Here is a 22,217-nt window from a genome sequence, read left to right on the forward strand (position 1 = left end):
ATCCACATCCGGTTACCTTATTGACAGCATAGTTGATGCCAGTGTGCCAGCCCTGGCGTCGAGTATAGTATGAAAAGAAAATCCCCAGCCGGCAGGCAGCGCAGTTTCCTGCATGCCTGGCCAGGTGGGGATTCCTATTACCGGACTTCAGCCCGATGTTGGGTTACATCGACCACCAGGGCCGGACCTCGAGGTGGATGGTAAATACCGTAAAGGCTCCGTGGGTATCCATGGCAAAGATGTTGGCCGCGTAGAACCCTGGAAACTGGGTCTGAAATGACCAGATAGCATGACCGTTGGCATCTACTCCGATAGCGCCGATATCACAGGTGTAATAGACCTTGTCTCCATCCGGATCCACAACATCCAGGGTCGGTTCAGATAAAATAAACATCTCTCCTGCCCGGCAAACTTGAGGATGGTCCCAATCACCCAGTACAACCGGCGGATGATTCAGCCAGGTCCCCCTGTTGACGCAATGGAGGACAAACCGTCCGATATTGAACAACCCCCGGTCATCCTGAACGGTTACCACCACGGGGTAGACTCCCTCAAACTGCGGGGTAAAACGGATCAGTCCGGTGCGGGGATCGATAAGCTGCTCATTCCAGGGGCCAAATTGATAAGATGGCAGACTGGCGATGGTCATACTCCAGGTTAAATTGAATTGATCGAATCTGGGATGGGTCGGTGAGTAGATGCAGCTATCCGGATCGACAGCGGAAAGGGCATATTCAAAAACTTCACCGACGTAGGCGATTTGATCATCCAGGTCCTCCATGCAGGGAGGGTAATTTTCAACCGGATAGTTGACCACCGAGACCGGAAAGGTTTCTATATCGTTGGTTCTCCCGTCGCTTACCTCCACGGTAACGATCAGGTCTTCCAGTACCTGAGGGCAAAATTCCAGGACAGCTACTCTCGGCCAATATTTATAGCCGGCATGCTGGAGGGCCAGCTCGATGTTCCTCACCCGCTCAGGAGGATAATAGAAGGTACCTTCCGAGCCAAGGCTGCAGCCGCAGGCATGTTCCACCACGGGATCTCCCTCATCACCCGTCAGCCGGTAGTAGGCCGGGAGAAAGAGAGGATATTCGTCATCGGGATTGACTTCCAGAGGGCGGATCATACCTGGTGCCAGGCTCCCGTGCGCTCCTCCTTTGCCGATATACGCATAAAAGCGAAGCATGTCTTCCTCATGGTTGTTCCTGCTTGTTCTCATATTACAGTCAGCCAGCACTGGCCTGGTGGTATCGATAAGGGCTGCATACCTGGTTCTGAGCCTGAGGTAATCCTTATCGGGATCGGCATCCCAGTCGCGGGCGATGTTAGGATCGATGAATCCAGCGCGGGAATCCTGGATATAAGCATCACAGATCTCATTGGGGTCAATCAGGACATCGTTCTGGTTGCAGACATCATCAGTGGCATAGACAAGCCTTTGAGTCCGGGTAAATAACTGAGCAAAGAGAGGGCCGATCTTAAAGATGTAGGGAGGCTCTTCGGCTCTATGATCATGGGTGTGGAAGATGATATCATCCAGCCGGTACCGGTTCCCCTGAATGGTTATAAAATCGATGCTGCGCAGATACTTGCCGGTTGTTCCGAGGGATTGGGTAATAGTATCCTGGATATCGACATAAATGGTGTGCCAGGTCCAATCAGCGTACTGTCGTCCGATTTCTACATTAATCACCCCAGGTTTTTTGGGGTCATCGGTTGGATCGCTGACCAGGACCGGGTCCATTTGATAATCATCACAGCCTGGACAGTTCTCTCGCGGAATCAGACGGATAGCATAGTAATATACTTTGTCCCGGTAGAGGGGATCCTTGAGCGTGCCCTGAATTATAAAGGTAAAGCTGTCAAACATTTCAACAGTCAGGGGAGCCCGGATTTTAAAACTCAGGTGAGTGCATTGCGGCGATTGCGAGGGATTATTGTTCGGATCCGGGTTGACAAAATCTGCAGGATCGGGACTGGCAAGGGCTTTCGAAATGGCGAATCTTTGAAAGTTTGGAAGAAACACCGAAGGAGGCATATAGACATTCAGTACCCTGCTTACTTCAATGGTATCCAGGACCGTCATCAGTCTGCCATAGCCGATATCCTCCCCCCAGATGGGGTAAGGTGGTTCATTCGTGGTCCATCCGTGATTGAGCGGATTGTCCCAGTATTCAAAATTATCAACAATTACATCACCGTTCGGCAGTGAAAAAGGAAGAGACGTAGCCTGGTAGAGTTGTTCCGGCTGTGCCCAGGTGTCACCGGATGAAACCGCAACCTGGTGGCTGAAAATCAATAAAAACAGCAAAATCATCATTGAAAAAGTTATTATCGTGAGTTTGATATTCCTGCCAGTTTTTACCATACCTGTTTTTCTCCTCAAGGACTTTTCTCGAACCTGAATTGTTGTAGAATATTTTTTACCAAGATTAATCATCGCATAATATTGATGCGTTATCGTATTGATGAAGCATGAGTAAACAAGTTTATTCCGGGGAAAATTTCAGTTTGGTAATCCAAAAGGAGGGACAATCGGAAGTAACGCACTGCCGATATACTTCTCTTTTTGACTATGGAGGGCTGGACAGTCCTCCAATACAAATCAAACCATACTTCCGTATAATGCTTGCTGGGCCACTTCTTTCAGAACCACCAAAATCGTACTACCTATTCACCAATAAAAATGATATATAAAGGGTTATTCTTATGTCAAGTAAAATTTGTCAAAATTTGCTTTCAGCGGAGAAGAGGAGTTAGTGGGCGACAGCATCTCTCAATCCTCTGGCCCACCTGCGCACGTCCCAGTTGCGATGGAAATACTGGGAGCTCACCTGCCCGTCGGGATTAAAATCAACCACATAGACAAAGGGAAGTTTTCCCTTAAATCCTTCGAACCGATAATCAGAGAAGGAAATGCGATGGGTATTCTGAACAAAGCCATGATACTTCATCACCGGAAACCGGGCAAACCAGAGGTAAGTCTTGACCTCTGGAAGCTCCATCGCCTTCCGGAGCCAGGCGGAATTCTCCCGCGAGGATTGATAGCTGACCTTTGGCCACATCTGGTAATCCCTTTGACCGGAGTGCCGGGTCAGAGTATTGACACCAGCCTTATAAATGTAGTCCTCGGTCTCAATCAGATTCCTCCACCGGAAGGGGGAAAAATGGGTGGGCAGTGAAGCGGATTTGGCAGCCTTGAGGCAGTTCGCACTGATGTAGTGCTGATTATGTCGGCAGGCCCGCTCATGGTTGATAAAGCGAAAAATGATATAGAGGGACAGGCATACCAGAGAGCCGACGCAGATTAGCCTGCCGTGCTCCGGCTGGGTATAAGAAGCAATCAGCGGGAAGAGGAGCAGGCTGGTAAAGATGATATCGACGATATAAACCACGTCCCAGGAAAAGCGATAGTTTGAAAATGGGGCAAAGATCATGGTCCCGAACGGATTCAGGGTATCGAAGAATATGTGACTAGCCAGGGCGATAAAAGTCAATGTCGCGAAGGCAGGAAATTTATGGAGGCCGGACAGCCAGTTGAAGAGAAAACCCCACAGCAGCGAAAGTGGAATGAGGCAGAAAAGTGAATTGGCAAGGCTGCGGTGATACTTAATGTAAAGCTGCTTATTGACAAATTTCAGGAGAAAATCGACGTCCGGCAGCAGAGATACGGCTACACCGGTGATTACACCCCATTTTCCCAACGATGGCTCAAACGCAGCCCTGGCAATGACTATTCCGGCTAGACTGTGGGTAAAAGCATCCATACTCTTCGAGTATCCTCTCTATCTGGCAGGTGAGGGGAGCAAGGGTATCGACAGACCGGGCGGAAATGAAAATTCCCTGATATCTTTTTCGGTATGCGGTGAGTGTATCTTCAGGAATTTTATCAATTTTGTTAAAAACCTGAAGGACTGGAATATGAGACAGGTTCAAATCATGCAAAATCTGCTCTACCGCTTTCATCTGTTCATGAAACTGCGGATTACTGATATCGATGACGTGCAGCAGTAAATTGGCATCCTCCAGCTCCTCCAGAGTCGAGCGGAACGCTCCGAGCAGGTCTGGCGGCAGCGAGCGAAGGAAGCCGACAGTGTCAGTGACGATCACTTCCCGCTCCCTGGGAAAGCGGAGTCTGCGCGATGAGGTGTCGAGAGTGGCAAAATACAGGTCTTCGACCAGGACCTGACTATTCGTCAGAGCATTCAACAGGGTGGATTTCCCGGCATTGGTATAGCCGATAATGGACACAATCGGCAGGCAGGAGTTAGACCTTTTGGCTCTCCTTTGCCTGCGGCTCCTGCTGGAAGCCTCCAGTTTCTTCTCAAGATACGAGATGCGATTGCGGATATGCCTTCTGTCGGTTTCCAGTTTTTGCTCGCCAGGGCCTCTTCCGCCGATGCCTCCGGCCAGCCGGGAAAAGGCGGCCGTGTTCTCCTTGAGCCGGGGAAGAATATATTTTAATTGCGCCAGCTCCACCTGGATTTTCCCATCGGGGGTGTGAGCATGCCGGGCAAAGATGTCCAGAATGAGCTGGCTGCGGTCCACAACTTTCATTTCCGTAATTTCACTGATCGACCGGACCTGGGCAGGAGTCAGTTCCCGGTCAAAAATCAGGAGGCTGGCACCCAATTGCAGTGCCCGGATAATCAACTCCTTGAGTTTTCCCTTTCCCAGCAGGTACTTGGGATTCATCCGGTCAGCATTTTGGATGATAGTATCCAGAACCTGCACCGAGCTGGTCCGGGCCAGTTCTTTCATCTCCTCGATTGAATTTTCAACTGCATTGATCCCCTGGCCATCACGCACTCCGACCAGAATAGCCCGTTCATCGCTGCCGACCTCATGAGATCCTTTTTCCGCATGGGCGATTTCCCGCTCCAGCTCACCAATAAGCTGTTCAAAGTCAAGATCGATGTGGTGAACGTCGCGAGGCGGCAGAAGCTCATATTGCCTGCCCTCTCCGTTGAGCGGAAGAAGGTGGGCCAGAAGTATCTGCGAGGGCAGACCCGCATCTCCGACGCCGATGCTGCCAACAAGATCGAAGCGGGACAGGGCCAGATCCGCCAGATCGTCCCGGGACAGCGGCTCTCCCTTAAGATGCGTATGAATGAACCGTAAGCCCCGCAGCCGGCGGTGCCCAAGCCGGTAATCATCGAGCGGCGGGATGGATATTTCCTTTTGATTTCCGACAACCACGGAGGCGACTTCACCTCTTCTGGTGATCAGGATGCCGATCTGGCGGCCAAGATCAAATGACAGCTCAGTCAAGTACCGGCACAGCTCAGGGGTGATAACCTCCTGAGCGGGAACCCGTCGGCGGTAGACTCTCTCCAGCCGCTTCAGGCTGCCGGGACCTAACCCTTGAATTTCTCCATAAATGTTTTTGATTTTTATTCACCTTCTTAGTGTAAAACCTTACTGGCTCCCGGACTTACCGCACTGCGCCCTCTGGACCATGAACCTCCTTCAGCAGGCCCTGAATAGAGCCCAAAAAAATCTCACTCTGCATCTTGACCGGGATCTTGAGATGGTCATTGGTTACCCAGATATGAAGCTTTGCATTGACCTTTTTATTGAATACGCCTTCCAGCTTCTGCATTTTCGGTTCAATCTTCAGGCAGTCATAATAGCCTGTCCAGGCTTTGACCCTCTCACGCTTTAAGACATTGATCTGCATCAGATACATCGCCATTCCATCCGTAACCCGGGCATTGATCTGATCTCCCACCCGCAGATTCATTCCTCTTACATAATATAGCACACCAAAAGGGTCGAGTAAATCTTCATCTTGCCGTATTTTCATAGTATTCTTAAGCTTGCCCCCCCGGTTCAGGATCGCCATCTCTCTTCGGTAATCAATAACCAGTTCATCATCCCGGCGAAACGATCCCTCCTCCTGCTTCTTGCGGTAATATTGCGACCTCTTCAATGAGGTTTCGATCAGGGACCCTATCGAATCACGAACTTTGTGGATATTATCCAAAAATGAATTTGTCCTGGTAGTAATCTTTACCCAGTAGCAATCCACGCCATCCCATCGCACCAGGGAATCAACTTCAAGAATGGCTGTGCCAGCCGGCACGACTCCCCAGGTTAAAGTATAAACGAGCTTCTCTCCGACTCTCAAACTGGCTGAAGCCGATGGTTGCTCTGTAAGGGATGCTGACGCCGGTACCAACATATCCTCTCTGGAAATCGCAGGGCTTTCCGGCGCTACTCCGGAAGCGGGCAAAGGACAGGACCGAAATAGAACGATAAAGAAAAGCAAGCTGATGGCAAATCCAATTCTTTTCATGTTACCTCACGATCGAGCGCTCAGGATTATGGTGAGCACTCAAGATGCATCTATAGCCCAATTCAGGGTCCTCAATCAGGAGATTATTTTATCGTATTTTCCCCATAAAGCAAAAAAATTTTTTTCATAAGAGAATCATTCCTTTCATCGTCTTTTCCAGGAAAAACAGGTTAGAGCAGGATATGAGAAACAGCAAAAGATAAAAAACAGCAGGAAATGAGACAGAGCGAACTTTTACTATTTGGAGAATGCAATAATGAACGATTATAAATCGCCGGTTATCCTTGTCGTTGATGATGAAGAAGATTTACGCGAAAGCCTTGCTGAGATTTTAGAGCTGGAAGGATTGCAGGTCTTACAGGCTCAGGATGGATATGTTGCTGTTGAAAAGGCTAAAGCAAACATGTTCGATATTGCTTTGATTGATATCAAGATGCCCGGAATGAACGGTCTGGAAACCCTTAATCAGGTGAAATCCCTTCAGCCGCATATCAAAGCCATTATGATGACCGGCCACCCCATGGAAAGTACCAGGAGTAATCTGGTAAAAGGGATCCACGGAATTCTCCAAAAACCCTTCTCCATTGCCAAACTCCTGTCCATGATTCAGCAGATCACCTGTGTCCTGGCTTGATTGGCTATTCCGCATGAGCCGGTATCGGAATTATTCATGGGGAATCATCCAATAGCCAGAGTCAATATCTTTCTTTCGAGAATCCGCAGTGGCGCATAGCGGGGAAGGTTTGATTTCAGGTACTGAACTCCCGTTGGAATGTATTGCTCGAATTGCTTTTTCTTTTTATTCCGGGAAAGAAAACTGAAGGCACCCAGGGCCTGCATATTTCTCTGAAGTGCAGCCCGAAGGTATAAATCCTTAAATTCCTCCTCTCCCTGCGTAATTCCCAGCCGCTGCTGCCGTTGCACAAGATAGTAGGAAATGAGGGATTCGCGCGTCTGATCGTCCAAAACAAGGTAGCAGTCGTTCAAGAGAGAGGCAAGGTCATAAGCGGCTATCCCCATTCTTGCACCTTGAAAATCAATAAGATACGGTTCACCTGATTTGAGCATGATATTCTGGGACTGAAAATCCCGGTGCATCAATGCCAGGGGCTCTCCCGAAAAACTTGCTGCCAGACAGTGAAATCCCTCCTCCAATTCTTCCTCCTCGATAGGGAGTTGACAATATTCCCTGAGAAAGAAGCGGGTGAAATAAGCGGTTTCCCATCTCAACTGCCCGTAATCAAAGACCCTGTTTTTGATCGGAGCACAGGCAGCTATCCGGTCTGTTGAAACTCCCTGCACGGCAATGAGAATATCGATGATTTTCCGGTAATATTCCTGCAATAGGCGGGTATTGTGACACGATATCCCTCTCAGGTAGAAACTCTCATCCCCCAGATCCTCCAGCAGGGCTTTGCCGGACTGATCATCATAGCTGTAGATACGGGGAACGGGAAGGCGGTTTTCGGAAAGAAACCGGCCAACTTGAATATAGGCTGAAAATTCCGTCGGATTGGGGTCGATAAGGAGAATAAGGCTGCGCTCCCCCTCCCTGATCCGGCAAAAAATCCGGTCCGATCCACCGGCAGTAAGGGCGGATATGACCGCCGAATTACTGAAACTGCCGCCAGGTGCATCCTTGAAAAGAGGCTCCTGGAGAATCACCTCTCGGCACAGGTTTTCCTGATGCAGGCTCTGCTGTTCTATCATCACGGTATTTCCTTCTCACAGACTTTCGATACTATTTGAGTTTCAATGAACAGTACTTTTCGTGTGTTTCGTGGTTAATATTCTTTATTATCTCTCCCGGCAGATAAAGCCATTACCCAATACAGCCCGCTGCGCCCGGGTGTCAGCCGACACCCTGGTCCCTGGCCAGAGGACGCAATCTTCTAAAAAGACATTATCTTCGATAATGCATCCATCTCCGATGGATACAAAACCCCGTAACTGAGCCCGGCTGGAAATCACTATCCCCGCACCGGCCCGATGGACACATCCGACACATCCGGTTGTATGCCCGGATGTCTGCGTAAGCCTGGCTGCCGGTACTTTCCTCTGAGAGCGATCGATCACAAGATGGCGATGGACATCGAGGTAACTGGTAATGGTTCCAAAATCCGCCCAGTAATGTCCCTGTCCCCTGAAACCGCAGATTTTTCCCATGCCCTCAGAGGCAATGATATCCTGATATATCCCTGGCATTTCGGAATATCCCTGTGGTATATAATCCAGGATCCGGGGGCTGAGGATCGAAATGCCGGTAAAGGTTAATGAGGTAGTGTGGCAATCCCTGCCAGCGGGCTCTGCACCGGGCTTTGCAAACAGGCTGACGATGTTCCCCCCCCGGTCCACAGAGACCGTATTGATCGGCGGATAATCCCAGAGGATCAAAGTTGCCAGGGCTCCTCTGGCCTGATGAAAATGCAGGGCGGAGGCAAGGTCAAGATCGGAAATAATGTCTCCGTTATAAACCCAGAATGGTTCCTCTCCCCGGAGGAAATCCCGGAAATTATCCAGCGCCCCGCCGGTGCCGAGTATTTCTTCCTCACGAGAGATACTGATTTTGATATTTTTTTTTAAGCGGCAGCCTGATGCCAGGCAGACATCAGATTCCAAATGCTCCCTGATCTGCTCAGCCCGGTAGTGCACATTGACTCCCACCTGCCGGATACCCTGATCATGCAGCCGCCAGAGCACATGATCTATGGCCGGGATGCCTAATATCGGCACCAGGACCTTGGGAAGATGGTCTGTCAGAGGCCGCAGCCTCTTCCCGAACCCGGCAGCCAGAACAATAGCCTTCATCCCAATGTCCTGCTATTCATAATGAAGATAATTCCTGCGGGTGGCCAGGAATTCGTCCAGTCCAGCAGCCCAGCCCGCTTCCATGTCGGTGAGTGGGGTATGCTCTTCGATCTGGCGGCGGACCTGATCTGTACCACAGAGGATATCGATGGGCAGCTTTTCGTACTCATATTCATAGGGAGGCGGTTTCCACTTCAGGCGGTCAGGATACAAGCGGTGAATTGCCTGGAGAATGGCGATTGCAGTCAGGTATGGTTTGAAGGAAGCCCAGTTTGTTACATGCAACTGGGCCCCTGCGCACAGCTCGCCCTGGAATTTATGGAACGTGGGTTGAAAATAGCAGGGCCGGAATACTACTCCCGGCAGGGAATGATCACGCAACTCGCGGACAAGGTTCCAGGGCTGGATAAAGGGGGCCCCGAAGATTTCGAACGGCAGCGTGGTTCCCCTTCCTTCCGAGACATTCGTTCCTTCCAGCAGACACATGCCCGGATAAACCCGGGCTGTTTGCAGGCCGGGCATATTCGGCGAAGGGGCCACCCAGGGCAGTCCTGTGTCGGCAAAGCTCATCCGGCGATTCCATCCTTCCATCCAGACTACCGTAAGATGAGCATCGAGCCGATGTTCCCGGTTCAGCAGACAGGCCAGCTCTCCAATGGTCAGGCCATAGCAGGCCGGGAGAGGAAAGAGCCCGACAAAGGACAGGAAATCCCCCTGTGAGACATTCCCCTCGACCTTCAGCCCCCCCAGGGGATTTGGCCGGTCCAGAACCACCACCTTCACATTCGTCTCCGCACAGGCTTCAAGACACAGGGCCATAGTCCAGATAAAGGTGTAGTAGCGGGCGCCAACATCCTGTAAATCGATAACCAGGGTATCGATGGTATCGAGAATATGCTTGTGCGGCTTCCGGATCTTTCCATACAGGCTGTACACCGGGAGCCCGAAGGTCGCCTCATGAAAGTCTTCCCACTCGATCATATTATCCTGGGTCTCTCCGTACAGCCCATGCTGGGGACCCATCAGGCAAACCAGCCGCCCGCCCAGCTTTTCCGTGAAGATTTCAACCGCATGGGTAAGGTCCGAAGCCACCGAAGCCGGATGAATCAGCAACCCGACTTTTTGGCCCAAGCCGTGAAAACCGTTTTTGAGAAGAACCTCTAAGCCTGAAAGAACCCTGTTCATAAGAGAACCTTTTTCCTTGAGAATTCAGGAGCCGGAAGCCAGGAGTCAGGAGTTAAAGAAAGTGGTCAGTAGTCAATATCCAGAATAACGGTCGTTTTTACTTCTGGCTCCTGACTTCTGACTCCTGCCGTAGTATAGCTATCTATTTAACCTATTCCTATGAGTCAAGTCAACTGGTTTCGTGTGCATGGTGAATCAAAGGGGCAATCGAGGGAAAAGCATTGACAAGGTGAAAAAACGAGATTACCATCCTTTTATGGAGCATAAAATATCCTTGAGGAGTTAATTCTTGGAGTTTATCAAAAACATCAGGGTATTTCTGGTAATCAATTTGGGGTGATTCCACCATTTTTTTATGCCTCCTTTACTACTTTTTTGAGGCATAAAGGATAAAAATTCACCTCATATAGCAAAATTTATTCCGATCTCGAGGGGTAAGTTCTGTATGGTGGGCCTGGTCTTATGGCAGCCTTCCGAAGGCCTCTTGAGCCAGTTCAGCGCTGATTTCATCACAGTTTCCCAGCAGCAATTCCATTTTCCGCCGGAATGCCGGGGGTGGAGCGGTCTTGTTAACCATGATGATAGGGCAATCCGGCGCTACTACATCGACCAGGCCTGCAACCGGATAAACATTGAGCGATGTTCCCATGACCAGCAGGAGATCAGCCTGGGGGATGTCCAGGGCAGCCGATTTAAAAAAGGCATCCGGCAATGCCTCGCCGAAAAAGACTATGTCCGGCTTGATAACGGATTGCGGATGACAGGTACACGAGGGCACTTTTCCTGCTCCTATATCTTTTTCGATATCGCTCAGTTGATACTTCCTGCCGCAGGACAGGCAGGTAGCGGTCTGGAAAGTGCCGTGGCAGGCTATGACCCGCTGGATATGGGCTGCCTTTTCAAGGCCGTCGATGTTTTGCGTGTAGTTGCGCAGGAGCTTTCCTTCTTCTTCCAGCATCCGGATAAACCGATGAGCAATGGTGGGCTGGTAATTGCCGGGTAAAAGCTCTCTGGCCAGCTCGAAAAAAGGTTCCGGATGATGAACAAAATAGTCGATATCAAAAATGGCCTCCGGATACGGGAGATGATACTTTTGCAGGTTGTAATAAAGCCCTGTTCCCGGTGACCGGAAATCGGGGATTCCCGCTGCCGTAGAGATTCCGGCTCCGGTTATGACGATAATACTCCATGCTTCCCGGATACGAGAAGCGCATTCTTTTATCTGATCGGACATGGATTTCTCAGCACTCCGGTATTATTGTCTTTTTATCCCAAGCCATTATAGCCCTGAACGCAGTGAGAAGTCAAACTGAAACCTCTCCTCGCGGGAAGGGACAGCAGGAGTTGCCCTGCTTGACAGGGAGGAATTTCACACCTGGCACGATCTTTGCTTCATTAAGAATCAGGACATAGAGCATTGACCTTGCGGGTAAAAAATTTCCCCTGGCCGGCTTTCTGGTTGCAGGAGAATGCAATACCGGTGTTTTTCAGCGATACAGTCCCAAAGAGGCAGAAGGAGTCAGGAGTATGAGTTATCAATCAGGAGTTATTTATTCAGTAGCAGGAGATATATACGTAAAAAAAACCGCTTTTCGCAAGGTTATTGTTCGATGGGTGATCGCCCTGGCAATGCTCACTCTTTTCCTCTATCCTCTCATTCGCTATCTGATTGCTCCTCCAAGCCAGGTCAGGTACCTGGAAGCTATCCAGATTCCGCTGGCCAGTCTCCCGGAAGGGGCTTTTCAGTTGATCGCTTACCGCGGCCAGCCGGTAATCGTCATTAATAATCATGGGAATATCAAAGCTCTTTCCGCCCTGTGCACGTATAGTGACTCGCTCCTGCAATGGGACAAGGATCGGGAAGAGCTGGTTTGCCCATCTCATGATGCCCTGTTTGATATCAATGGAAATGTGAAAGCCGGTCTGGCTCCCAGGCCCCTGGAGCGATTTAAACTCATGGTTGTAGAGGACCATATTGTCATTGGTGAGCTATAGCCTCGGAGAGATGCCAATCAACCAAATGCCAGAGCAGGGGGAGAATTCCCGACAAGTTGTCTGGCGGATACTGAACAGGTATAATTTATGACAGGATCGTAAATTATCCGGCTCCCTCGATTGAGTTAAGAGGCTAATTCCCTCCTGATGGTTAGAATTCCACTTTCGGAACCCGCTTTTCCTCTTCTGGCACCTGGTAATATACTCCCTTTTCAAAGCCAAAGAGCCCGGCAAAAATGCGGTCGGGAAATCTGCCGATAGTGGTATTGTACTCCTTGACCACGTCATTGTAGCGCATTCTTTCCACAGCGAGGCGATTCTCCGTACCGGCCAGCTCATCCATAAGCCGGTTGAAACTCTCATTGGCCTTCAATTCGGGATATCGCTCCACGATGACCAGTAATCTTCCGAGAGCGGACCCCATTTCCTGCGCTCCCTGGATTTTCTCCGGAATGGTTTGCGCGCCGGCCAGCTTTGCCCGTGCCTCGGCGATCTTGATGAATATTTCCTTCTCGTGAGCAGCATATCCCTTGACCGTATTCACCAGGTTGGGAATAAGATCGTTTCTCCTTTTGAGTTGATTATCGACCTGAGCCCATGCTCCGTCGATATTTTCTCTCAGGGTCACGAGTTTGTTGTAATGAGACACTCCCCAGCCAGCCAGCAGGACAAAAAATATGGCTATTGCGGCCAAAACCGCCAGAAAAATGCCAAGACCTCGCTTCATTTGTATCTCCTCCGTGAAAAGAAGTTAGTACCCTCCGCAGCAATTCCAGGTCAGTTGTAGGGGCAGGCCCCTGTGCCTGCCTTTGGGCGGCCACAGGGGGCCGCCCCTCCAGATTATTAAGCTGCCTGTTGTCTTCACTGACCACTGACCACTCTCCCCACTCCCCTTACCATCTGCCCGTTGCTCCACCGCCCCCGCTCGATCCTCCGCCGAACCCGCCGAACCCGCCGCTGCCCCAGCCGCCGAACCCGCCTCCACCGAACCCGCCGCCTCCCCTGCGGCCCCAGTAGCCGCCGCCTCGCGGGCCTAAGAGCCAATAGCACAGGAGGCCGCTCTTCCATCCCAGAAGAAGAACCAGGAGAAGCAGAGTGAATAAGAGTTCCACTCCGGCAGAATCAGGGGCTTTTTGATCTTCCGCTTCCGGCATTTCCGGCAGGCCGGTAATCCGGACCTGATACTCCCTGGCCACCTGGAAAACAACAGCCCTTGTTCCGGCTATGATTCCCTGTCCGTAGTTCTCTTTTTTAAAGGATGGGATCATGTACTTTCGGATGATTTCACCGGCCAGACCGTCAGGTAATATTCCCTCCAGTCCATAGCCGACCTCGATCCGGACTTCGCGCTCCTTCAGGGCCAGCAGGATGAGGACGCCGTTATCCTTGTCTTTGGTCCCGATGCCCCATTTTTCAAAGAGCTTGACTGCATAAAGGTTGATATCGTACGGGGCCACGCTCTCCAGGGTAACGAGCGCGATTTCGGCAGTGGTTTTCCGGTGAAGCTCCCGGATGATCCCGCTGATGGCCTCTTCTTCCCGGGGAGACAGAATCTGTGCATAATCATTGACATACCCCACAGGCTCAGGGAATTTCATCTCCTGACTGTCCGGCTGCGGTGACAGTGCAAGGGCCGGGGTGCTTTTCCCTCCTGCTGTCAGACACAGGAGACAAAGGAGAAGGGTTGCCAGGAAGAGCCGTGTCGGCAGGGCTTTAATCCGAGCGTGTGGATGGATCATAGAACCACCGGCAGGGTATCGACTTTTTGAGCCAGCACCTGAAGGTTATGGAGATAGGCATCCATGATGCTCTCCAGTTCCTGCTTTTTCATCCCGACTCTTCCTTCCTTAAGATCCAGCACCTTCATAAATACCTCAGCCTGAAGCTGGAAGCTTTCGGCTGTCTGCTGAATGATCCTTTCCCTGGACTGGGGAGGAATGCCTCCCTGAAGGCGGATAATGCTGCGAAAGACAGGGATGAGGGAGGTCAGGGAATAGGACAAAAGGTGCTCAAGCGGCTTTTTACATAATCCTGTTTCCAGGTAGGTCTGACGGATCCTGATCAGTTTGCCTTTGATTTCCTGCTCGCACTGAAGGCGGAGATTGGATTGATCGATGGTAAGCTTCTGGAAGATATCCTCACCATAGAGAGTGACATGCTTTTCCTTGATCTCGATGAATTCAATGGGGAAGGTATCACATGAAGAGAGAATGTGCTCCTCGGTGAAAAAGAGAGGTGCCGGAATTTTTCCCTTCCTGCCGGAGGCGATAAGCTTCAGGCTGTTTTGTAATGTGGAAAAGGGAATATCCTGAAAGATGAATACGAGATTGATATTGGATTTTTTGGGAATATAGCCTTCTCCGGCAGCGCTGCCATAGACGGTAACTGATCTCAGGTTTGCCTGGTGGATCTGAATCATGTCCTGGCAGTACCGGCTCACTGCCGACTGAATGCCGGGAGGCAATTTGTCCAGATTTTTCAGCTCGATCACCCTTTTTCTCCTTTGGGTTACACGGTGTTTGATGCACAAAAAAAGATAAAATCAGAGAGATTTTATTATTTATCAATCCGATTGTCAACTGAGGCCGAAGTCTTCCGGTTTTCTGTCGTGATATTTTTCCTGATTGCCCGAAAAGCAGATCAACATATAGTTGCCAGATGAGAAAGGAAGATTTATGCAAGAGATGGAAACAAAATACCGGGACGATTTTTGTCAGCGATGCGGGGAAATTTCCTGTACTCTCGACTTTAATGAGGCCCTTGAAACAATTCTCAACAATGTGGAGCGTTGTCTGGATATTCAGGCCTCTTCCATTCATCTTGTTGATAAGGCTTCGCAGACAATGGCGGTTGTGGCCGCCAGAAATCTGTCGAAGGAATATGCCGGTCAGGGGTATCTGCGGCTCGAAGATAATCCGGTGGAACGGGAAGTGCTCAAGGGAAAGGTCATTACCATTGCCGATGCCAGGGAGAATCCGGCATACCGGAAACTGGCCGAATCGGAAGGCATCCGCTCCATCCTCTGTGCTCCGCTGAAATCAAGGGACGTCATAATCGGCAGCCTCTGGGTTTTCACCCGCACGGAGCGGTCGTTCGATCCGGGAGAGATCAGCTACCTCACTACCCTGGCCAGCCAGGCAGGCGTGGTGCTGAGTAATGCCAAAATGTACCAGAGCCTGCACGCCCTGTCTGAAATAGGCAGAGCCATAACTTCCCGGCTGGATCTCCCGGAGGTCCTGCAGATGATTGCCGAAAAGGCTACTCAGCTCATGGGCGGCAGGGGAGCTTCTATCCTGCTGGTTGCGCGGCAGGAAGAGACCCTGGAGGTTGGCGCTACCTATGGCCTGAGTGAAAAATTCCTGAAAAAAGGGCCGGTGCATATTCAAAAATCACTCCGGGAATGCCTGGATCACCTGCTGGTTATTCCCGATGTTTCGAAAAGCCCGGATGTGCAGTATCCGGAGCACCTTGAGGAAGAGGGCATTCGCTCCATTTTCTGCATACCCTTGAAGGTCAGGGAAAGACCTATCGGCACGCTGAGAGTGTATATGGTTCATCCCCGGGAATTTTCCGCCGAGGATCTGGAGCTGCTGCAGATCTTCGCTGATTTCGGTGGCATTGCTATTGAAAATGCCAGGTTATTCAATCACATAAAAAGAGACTATGAAGATTTGACGCAAGATGTATGGCAATGGTATGACTGGGGCAAGAGATCACCGAATATATGAAAACCCCTTGTTAACAACATGACGCTCAGGATAGAGAGAATGCAGTATCAGGCTTTTGTGATTGAAAAGATAAGTTTTTTCTCCTGGCTGGAGGAACTGGGGCAGGAATTCCAGTTAATCGGGCCACGAGAGCGGGAGGGAGGCCCTGCCTTCAGCCGGATTGAATCCATCAAGGATCTGAATTTGGACTACGGGCTTACCATGATGGGGCCGCAAGTCCATCTCTACCACCCTGAAGAGCAAATCTGCACCATTGAGGAGAGGGGTGCAGGGTTTGAAGTCTCGGTCAGGCAGGAGGTTCCCCGGCAGGTTCTGATCGGTGTTCATTCCTGTGACCTTCACGCCATTCTGGTGCTTGACAGGGCTTTTTTGAAAGCGGGAATGGAGGACCGCAATTACCGGCTGTGGCGTGAAAATACCGTCGTGATCGGCCTTCACTGCCCCCATGTATGTCCCCAGTGCTTTTGCGCTTCCATGGGCACCGGGCCGTTTTTCGAGCCGAAGCAGGGATATGACTTCCTGCTGACCGATCTTGGGGACAGTTACCTGACCGAAACTCTGGGGAACCGGGCACTGAAACTTATCGCTCACCTGAATCCGCACCTGGCCACCCAGGACCACTTTGACCGGAAAAGCCAGCTTGGCCTGGAATTGCTCAACCAGTTTCAAAAGAGCATAGATACGACTCACCTGGTTGAGATCCTGCTGCGGAATCAGAATCACCCGGTCTGGTCCCAGACCGCCGACCAGCGATGCCTGAACTGTACCAATTGCACCAAAGTCTGCCCGACGTGCTTTTGCTACAACGTGAAGGATACCATCAGCTTTGACCTGACGCGGTGTGAACGAAGCCGGTACAAGGATTCCTGCCAGGAGCTGCATTTTGCCGAAGTGCACGGGGCAAATTTCCGCTCTACCCGGACAGCGCGGCTGCGTCAGTTTGTGACTCACAAGCTGGCTACCTGGGTGGAGCAGTTTGGCTGCTTTGGCTGCATCGGCTGCGGCCGGTGCATGACCTGGTGTCCGACCAAGATCGATCTGACGGATATGGCCAGGGAGATTATGGCTTCCGAGGGGCTTTATACAGCCGGGAGAGTGAAGAAGAGAGCGGATTGACAAGGCGCGAGACGCCAAAAAACAAAGGAAACCACAGAGACACAGAGACACAGAGACACTGAGATACTTAAGGCAGATACCGGGATTAAGGCACAGAGAAAAGCAACGGAGTGAGATAAACGGCTTATGGATCATCCACATTATCGAACCGCCAGGCTGGTAGAGGTTCAACCGGAGACAGCGGATACCAGCTCCTATGAATTTATTCTGGAAGATGGGCAGGATTTGCGGTTTTCACCCGGACAGTTTAATATGCTTGGTCTTCCGGGTGCAGGGGAGGCAGCTCTCTCATTCAGCTCCCTTTCGGCACCGGGCAGCAGCCGGTTCGTTCATACTATCCGCAGGGCAGGAAACGTAACCGGCCTGATCGAGGAGCTTCAACCCGGCCAGAGACTGATGGTCAGGGGACCTTTCGGGAATGGCTGGCCCATTGAACAGGCCGTGGGGTGTGACATCCTGCTGGTTGCCGGCGGGATCGGGCTGGCACCCATCAGACCCTTGCTTCTCCATTGTCTGGAGAAGAGAAACCGGATCAGAAACCTGGTTTTGATCTTCGGGGCCAGAACACCTGGCGAGATGATCTTTCAGCAGGATCTGGCCACCTGGCAGGAGCAGGATGAGGTAACCACGATCTACTGCGTTGACCGGCTGAGCGGAGAATCCTCCCTGCCGCTGCGGCAGGGACTGGTGACCCACTTCATGGAAGGGCTGGGCCTCGATCTTCGAAACACGGTGGCCTGTATCTGCGGCCCGGAGATCATGATGCGCTTTGTGGCCCGCAACCTCATGCTGCAAGGATACCGGGAAGAGCGGATTTTCGTTTCGATGGAAAGAAGAATGCGCTGCGGCACTGCCCATTGCGGCCATTGCCAGATTGGTTCCAAATTTGTCTGCCAGGACGGGCCGGTCTTTTCTTATCCCGATATCCAGCGATTTGCGGATACGGTCTTATAGAAATATGTCAGGCAGGGCAGGGCGCAGAACAAAAGACAGGGAGTCAGGATCATGCTGATGAAAAAAAAGAAACTCCGGCTGGGAGTCTTTAAATATAGCTGTTGTGCAGGGTGTGAATTTGAACTGATCTATTTTCAGAAACATATTCAGGAAACGTTCGACAATTCGGAAGTTGTCTATTTCCGGATGGGGGAGAGCGGCGGATCGGAGGATGGTCCCTTCGATCTTGTCCTGATCGATGGAGCCATTACCGAGGCCTGGCAGGCGGACCAGTTGAAAAGGGTGCGTCAGGCCACCAGGTTCCTGCTTCCGATTGGCTCCTGCGCGGTCAATGGAGGAATTCCGGCTATCAAGAACCATACCTCGGAACTGGAGATGGAAAAAAGAGTCTATCAGGATATTACCCCTGTTCATTCCATGAAGACCCATCCGGTGGATGATTATGTCCAGGTAGATGGGTATATCAAGGGGTGCCCTATAGGCAGGAGGGACCTGTACGAGGCTTTCACTTCTCTGCTGCTGGGGAAAAAACCTGATTTTTTCAACTATTCAGTCTGTGTGGAGTGCAAGATCAGGGGAAATACCTGTGTGCTGGTATCCTACGGCTGGCCCTGCATGGGGCCGGTCACCAATGCAGGCTGCGGAGCCTTATGTCCATCCTATAACCGTGCCTGCTACGCCTGCTGGGGTCCGATGGAAGATGCCAACGCACCGGCCCTGGCCCGGCAGTTTGAAGCGATGGGCCTGACCCCGGATGATATATTCCGCAGATTCACCCAGTATGGATCACCAAAACCGGAATTCCGCAGGGGAGCAGAACTCTATGGATCGACAACAAAACCCTTCTAAACCCAAGATCATAACTATCGATTATCTGGCCCGGACCGAAGGCGAAAGCGACCTGGTGGTAAAGCTCGAAGACAGCGATGTCAAGGAGGTCAGATTGAAAGTTTTCGAGCCACCCCGGTTTTTCGAGGGATTTTTGGTCGGTCGAAAATATAGTGAGGCAGGAGACATTGTCTCCCGCATTTGCGGCATCTGCCCCATTTCCCACATGACCACATCCCTCCAGGCGGTCGAGGATGCAATGGGTATTGTACCAAGCGTTCAGACCAAGCGGCTTCGCAGGCTGATGTGCGTGTCTCAGGTAGTGGCCAGCCATATTATCCACCTCTATATGCTTGCCCTGCCCGACTATTACGGGTATCCGGGATTTCCCGAGATGATGCATAAGTTCGAGAAGGAAACCAATTACTTTCTCAAAATGAAGGATGCACTCAACAACGTGGCCGAGCAGATCGGCGGACGGCCTCTCCATCCTGTCTCCATGGTGGTCAACGGCTTTACCAGGGTTCCGGCCAGGGAAACCCTGCTTTCCCTGGCTGACGGAATCAGGGCCGTATTGCCTATGGCTCATTATACCGCCCGGATGATAAGCGGCCTTTCATATCCTGACCTGGAAACGGAAGCCGAGTTTGTGTCTCTTCGAAAAGAGGATGAATACGGCTCAGAATATGCCATCAACGAAGGACGGCTGGTTTCCTCAAATGGGCTGAACCTGGAAATTCACAGCTACTCTTCCGCCTTTCATGAAGAGGAGCAGGAGTACGCTCATACCAAAAAATCTTTCCTGAGGGGAGGGAGCACGGTTATGTCGGGTGCCCTGGCCAGAGTAAATCTCAAGTTCGACCAGTTCCACGAGGAGACCAAAGACCTGGCCCGGGAAATAGGCTTCAGCGTGCCGGATAAAAATCCTTTCCATAACAATGTGGCTCAGGCTTTGGAAATCTACGATGGAATGCTGGAGAGCATTAAACTCCTTTCGGAAATCAATCCCCACCGGGAAGAGCCTGCGGTGAAAATCAGGGCAGGGGAGGGCATGGCAATTACCGAGGCACCAAGAGGGCTTCTCATGCACAGCTATGTCATCAACCGGCAGGGGGTAATCGAGAAGGCCAATCTGGTTACTCCCACTTCTCATAACTTTGCCAATATCGAAAAGGACATTCGCGCATTGGCCTTACGATACGCACACAGCGATGATGAGGATGCCCTTCGGTTGAAATGCGAGCAGCTCGTCCGGGCGTATGACCCGTGCTTTTCCTGCTCCGTGCATTGAGCCTGTCAGGGACGTTTCTCCAGGGCAAAGAGAAAGAAGCTGCACTTTTTAAACTGCCGGGTGCCTAACAGCTTATAATTTTTCTCCAGGTGCTGGAGAAATTCCTGAGAGGGATATTTGTGGCCGATGAGATACCATAAAAACCTTTTCCCGGATCCTTGCGCCAGAGCTTCGAAGGCCGGAATATCTTCCGCATTCTCATAGATGTGGCTGACCCTGAAGGGACTGGCTGCCTGCTGAAAGTAGTAGTCGAAATAACCGGCATTCCAGGCGCTGGCAATAATCAGGGACTGATCGCTGATCTCTTTGTTTTCCAGGACCACGTCAGCCACTTCGCGAAACTGGTCCTTGGTTATCCGGTAATAATACTCGTTTGTAAGTAAAAGACTCGAACACCCGGCGATGACAACGGCTGCCAGCAGGGCAGCCGACAGGTCTTTATTCTTTATGCTGGTTATCCCTCTGGCCATCATCAGTATCAGGGGAGGGAGGATGATAATCGTATTCCTGTCTGTCAGAACCGGGGTTGACAGGATCGACCGGGCATAAGCTGTAACCAGGGGAACTATCACCCAGACCAGGACAAGTGCTGATCGGTTGAACCCGGGTTGGGTATCGTTTTCCCCTTCATTTTTCCGGAAATACCAGAAACAAAAAAGGCACAGCGAAGCAAGGAGGAAAAAAGTCTCGCTCCTGCCCCAATACTCGTGAAAATACTGGATGAAAAAATCGACACGCGGTCTGGGTATCCATGTTTCGGCAAGCTGCATCTTGGCTCTGATGACTGAAATCTGCGGCAGATAGAGGATACCGATACCAAGCTGACTGGCCAGTATCTTCAGATAACCTTTCTCTCCTCTGCGGCCTCCATAGGCAAGCGCCATCAGGATAAAGACAAATTGGGAAAAGAGAACCAGGATTCCAAAGTAATGCGTGTAGATCAGCATGGTGGTGGAGAGAATATACAGGATATATGAAAGAACCAGACCGCTCTGACTGCGTGAGGCCGTGCTCTGGGGCTGAATTTTCAGGAAAAACAGATATGAGCAGATTGACAGCAGAAGCAGCAGGCTGTAGCTTCTCACCTCCTGGGAATAGTAAATGCCGAACTGGGAGATCGCGAGGATCAGGGCGCTGATCAGGGCCTCCCGCGCGGTGTACAGCGTGCGGCCAAGGAAAAAGATGGCCGCGATAGCGAGTACTCCGAAAAGGGCGGATAATGCCCTGACCGAAAATGGACTGCTTCCGATATTTTTTCGCCACAGATAGAGCAGGCAGTAGTAGAGCGGCGGATGAACATCCGATTTGCTCGATTCGATTACTTCACCCAGGCTGTTGAAATCAGTCCTGACCACGCTGCTCAGCTCGTCGTTCCACAGCGATTGATAATCCAGTTTCGCAAACCGGAGTATTCCTCCGATCAGGATGATAACCAGGAGGAACATGATGGTTCTGTTACCTTTGTCTTTCCCGTTACCTGTGTTTTGGGTATCCAATGACTTTCCGGTATGTTCTGCCATATAATTCCAGCAATCCTTTCTATTTTTTTACCCTACTATACTACACAATGAGTTTCCAAGGCAAGGCAGCATCAGCAGCAGTAGAGATAAATGTTTCGCATCCGAGTCATTATCAGAATTCGAGGTATAATAATGAAAAGTTATGTTTTGAATTGCAGGTCTGTTGAAGTGTCTTTTTTTGCTTTTACCTGGATAAAAACCTGGTAGAGAGAGTAGAGAGATTCGATTGAAATCCAGATTAAGACAAAAGCGCCTACAAGCATAAATACATGGCGCTCCTGATATTTATCTGGAGTGAGAAGAACTCCGGGGGATATTAATATCTCATATAACATGTTGCAGGCAGCAGTGATGCCTGTACATGATAAAATTATTTTTATCGCACTATTGAGGTCTGGTCTTATGTTATCACGTGAACAACAATAAAGATAATACCCAATTAAAGCAAATCCAATACATACACCCAAAAACCAATGACAGGGGGTCATCAA

19 protein-coding genes are annotated in these 22,217 nt (G+C 50.7%); 7 read left to right on the forward strand and 12 right to left on the reverse strand.

The genetic code is table 11. The features are described 5' to 3' along the window. Positions 1–163: 163 nt before the first annotated feature. The 4 genes from AB1611_22110 to AB1611_22125 all read right to left on the reverse strand — a co-directional run bounded on the left by AB1611_22110 (position 164) and on the right by AB1611_22125 (position 6,301). Complete coding sequence (locus AB1611_22110; protein ID MEW6382268.1) at positions 164–2,371, reverse strand: hypothetical protein; 2,208 nt, start codon at positions 2,369–2,371, stop codon at positions 164–166. A gap of 388 nt (positions 2,372–2,759) precedes the next feature. Continuing rightward, positions 2,760–3,770 (reverse strand): metal-dependent hydrolase, encoded by a 1,011-nt coding sequence (locus tag AB1611_22115; protein ID MEW6382269.1) that lies wholly within the window; start codon positions 3,768–3,770, stop codon positions 2,760–2,762. Further along, the gene (gene hflX, locus AB1611_22120; protein ID MEW6382270.1) at positions 3,715–5,274 is read right to left on the reverse strand and encodes a GTPase HflX; all 1,560 of its coding nucleotides are present in this window, start codon (positions 5,272–5,274) and stop codon (positions 3,715–3,717) included. The genes AB1611_22115 and hflX overlap by 56 nt, the downstream gene beginning before the upstream one ends. Positions 5,275–5,437: 163 nt before the next feature. Further along, positions 5,438–6,301: a DUF3108 domain-containing protein gene (locus tag AB1611_22125; protein ID MEW6382271.1), complete on the reverse strand. Its 864-nt coding sequence runs from the start codon at positions 6,299–6,301 to the stop codon at positions 5,438–5,440. Positions 6,302–6,557: 256 nt separating this feature from the next. Here AB1611_22125 and AB1611_22130 point away from each other — a divergent pair, with 256 nt between their 5' ends. After that, complete coding sequence (locus tag AB1611_22130; protein ID MEW6382272.1) at positions 6,558–6,935, forward strand: response regulator; 378 nt, start codon at positions 6,558–6,560, stop codon at positions 6,933–6,935. Between the two features lie 44 nt (positions 6,936–6,979). Here the strand turns inward: AB1611_22130 and AB1611_22135 are convergent, their stop codons facing one another. The 4 genes from AB1611_22135 to AB1611_22150 all read right to left on the reverse strand — a co-directional run bounded on the left by AB1611_22135 (position 6,980) and on the right by AB1611_22150 (position 11,528). Next, on the reverse strand, positions 6,980–8,011 hold the full coding sequence (locus AB1611_22135) for a phosphotransferase (GenBank protein MEW6382273.1): 1,032 nt from the start codon (positions 8,009–8,011) through the stop codon (positions 6,980–6,982). Between the two features lie 87 nt (positions 8,012–8,098). After that, positions 8,099–9,109, reverse strand: coding sequence for an NDP-sugar synthase (locus tag AB1611_22140; GenBank protein MEW6382274.1), 1,011 nt, complete (start codon positions 9,107–9,109; stop codon positions 8,099–8,101). 12 nt (positions 9,110–9,121) lie between these two features. Next, a complete protein-coding gene (locus tag AB1611_22145) occupies positions 9,122–10,294 on the reverse strand; it encodes a DUF1343 domain-containing protein (GenBank protein MEW6382275.1) in 1,173 nt (390 codons plus the stop codon). Positions 10,295–10,754: 460 nt separating this feature from the next. Next, the gene (locus AB1611_22150; GenBank protein MEW6382276.1) at positions 10,755–11,528 is read right to left on the reverse strand and encodes a Sir2 family NAD-dependent protein deacetylase; all 774 of its coding nucleotides are present in this window, start codon (positions 11,526–11,528) and stop codon (positions 10,755–10,757) included. A gap of 293 nt (positions 11,529–11,821) precedes the next feature. Here AB1611_22150 and AB1611_22155 point away from each other — a divergent pair, with 293 nt between their 5' ends. Next, the gene (locus tag AB1611_22155) at positions 11,822–12,289 is read left to right on the forward strand and encodes a Rieske (2Fe-2S) protein (protein ID MEW6382277.1); all 468 of its coding nucleotides are present in this window, start codon (positions 11,822–11,824) and stop codon (positions 12,287–12,289) included. Positions 12,290–12,440: 151 nt separating this feature from the next. Here AB1611_22155 and AB1611_22160 read toward each other — a convergent pair whose 3' ends face one another. The 3 genes from AB1611_22160 to AB1611_22170 all read right to left on the reverse strand — a co-directional run bounded on the left by AB1611_22160 (position 12,441) and on the right by AB1611_22170 (position 14,780). Then, a complete protein-coding gene (locus AB1611_22160; GenBank protein MEW6382278.1) occupies positions 12,441–13,016 on the reverse strand; it encodes a LemA family protein in 576 nt (191 codons plus the stop codon). Between the two features lie 166 nt (positions 13,017–13,182). Then, positions 13,183–14,028, reverse strand: a complete 846-nt coding sequence (locus tag AB1611_22165; GenBank protein MEW6382279.1) for a TPM domain-containing protein — start codon at positions 14,026–14,028, stop codon at positions 13,183–13,185. Further along, the gene (locus tag AB1611_22170; protein ID MEW6382280.1) at positions 14,025–14,780 is read right to left on the reverse strand and encodes a hypothetical protein; all 756 of its coding nucleotides are present in this window, start codon (positions 14,778–14,780) and stop codon (positions 14,025–14,027) included. Before AB1611_22170 ends, AB1611_22165 begins: the two co-directional genes overlap by 4 nt. A gap of 184 nt (positions 14,781–14,964) precedes the next feature. Here AB1611_22170 and AB1611_22175 point away from each other — a divergent pair, with 184 nt between their 5' ends. The 5 genes from AB1611_22175 to AB1611_22195 all read left to right on the forward strand — a co-directional run bounded on the left by AB1611_22175 (position 14,965) and on the right by AB1611_22195 (position 20,206). Beyond that, on the forward strand, positions 14,965–16,017 hold the full coding sequence (locus AB1611_22175) for a GAF domain-containing protein (protein MEW6382281.1): 1,053 nt from the start codon (positions 14,965–14,967) through the stop codon (positions 16,015–16,017). Positions 16,018–16,056: 39 nt separating this feature from the next. Further along, entirely contained in the window at positions 16,057–17,133 is a 1,077-nt protein-coding gene (locus AB1611_22180) for a 4Fe-4S dicluster domain-containing protein (protein ID MEW6382282.1), read from the forward strand. Between the two features lie 126 nt (positions 17,134–17,259). After that, entirely contained in the window at positions 17,260–18,087 is an 828-nt protein-coding gene (locus tag AB1611_22185) for an FAD/NAD(P)-binding protein (protein ID MEW6382283.1), read from the forward strand. A gap of 51 nt (positions 18,088–18,138) precedes the next feature. Then, positions 18,139–18,936: an oxidoreductase gene (locus AB1611_22190; GenBank protein ID MEW6382284.1), complete on the forward strand. Its 798-nt coding sequence runs from the start codon at positions 18,139–18,141 to the stop codon at positions 18,934–18,936. After that, a complete protein-coding gene (locus tag AB1611_22195; GenBank protein ID MEW6382285.1) occupies positions 18,911–20,206 on the forward strand; it encodes a nickel-dependent hydrogenase large subunit in 1,296 nt (431 codons plus the stop codon). The genes AB1611_22190 and AB1611_22195 overlap by 26 nt, the downstream gene beginning before the upstream one ends. A gap of 5 nt (positions 20,207–20,211) precedes the next feature. On the opposite strand, the gene AB1611_22200 is transcribed toward AB1611_22195, so the two are convergent. Next, positions 20,212–21,726, reverse strand: coding sequence for a glycosyltransferase family 39 protein (locus AB1611_22200; protein MEW6382286.1), 1,515 nt, complete (start codon positions 21,724–21,726; stop codon positions 20,212–20,214). Positions 21,727–22,217 lie beyond the last annotated feature (491 nt).

Source organism: bacterium (genome assembly GCA_040755755.1).
Classification (GTDB): domain Bacteria; phylum SZUA-182; class SZUA-182; order DTGQ01; family DTGQ01; genus DTGQ01.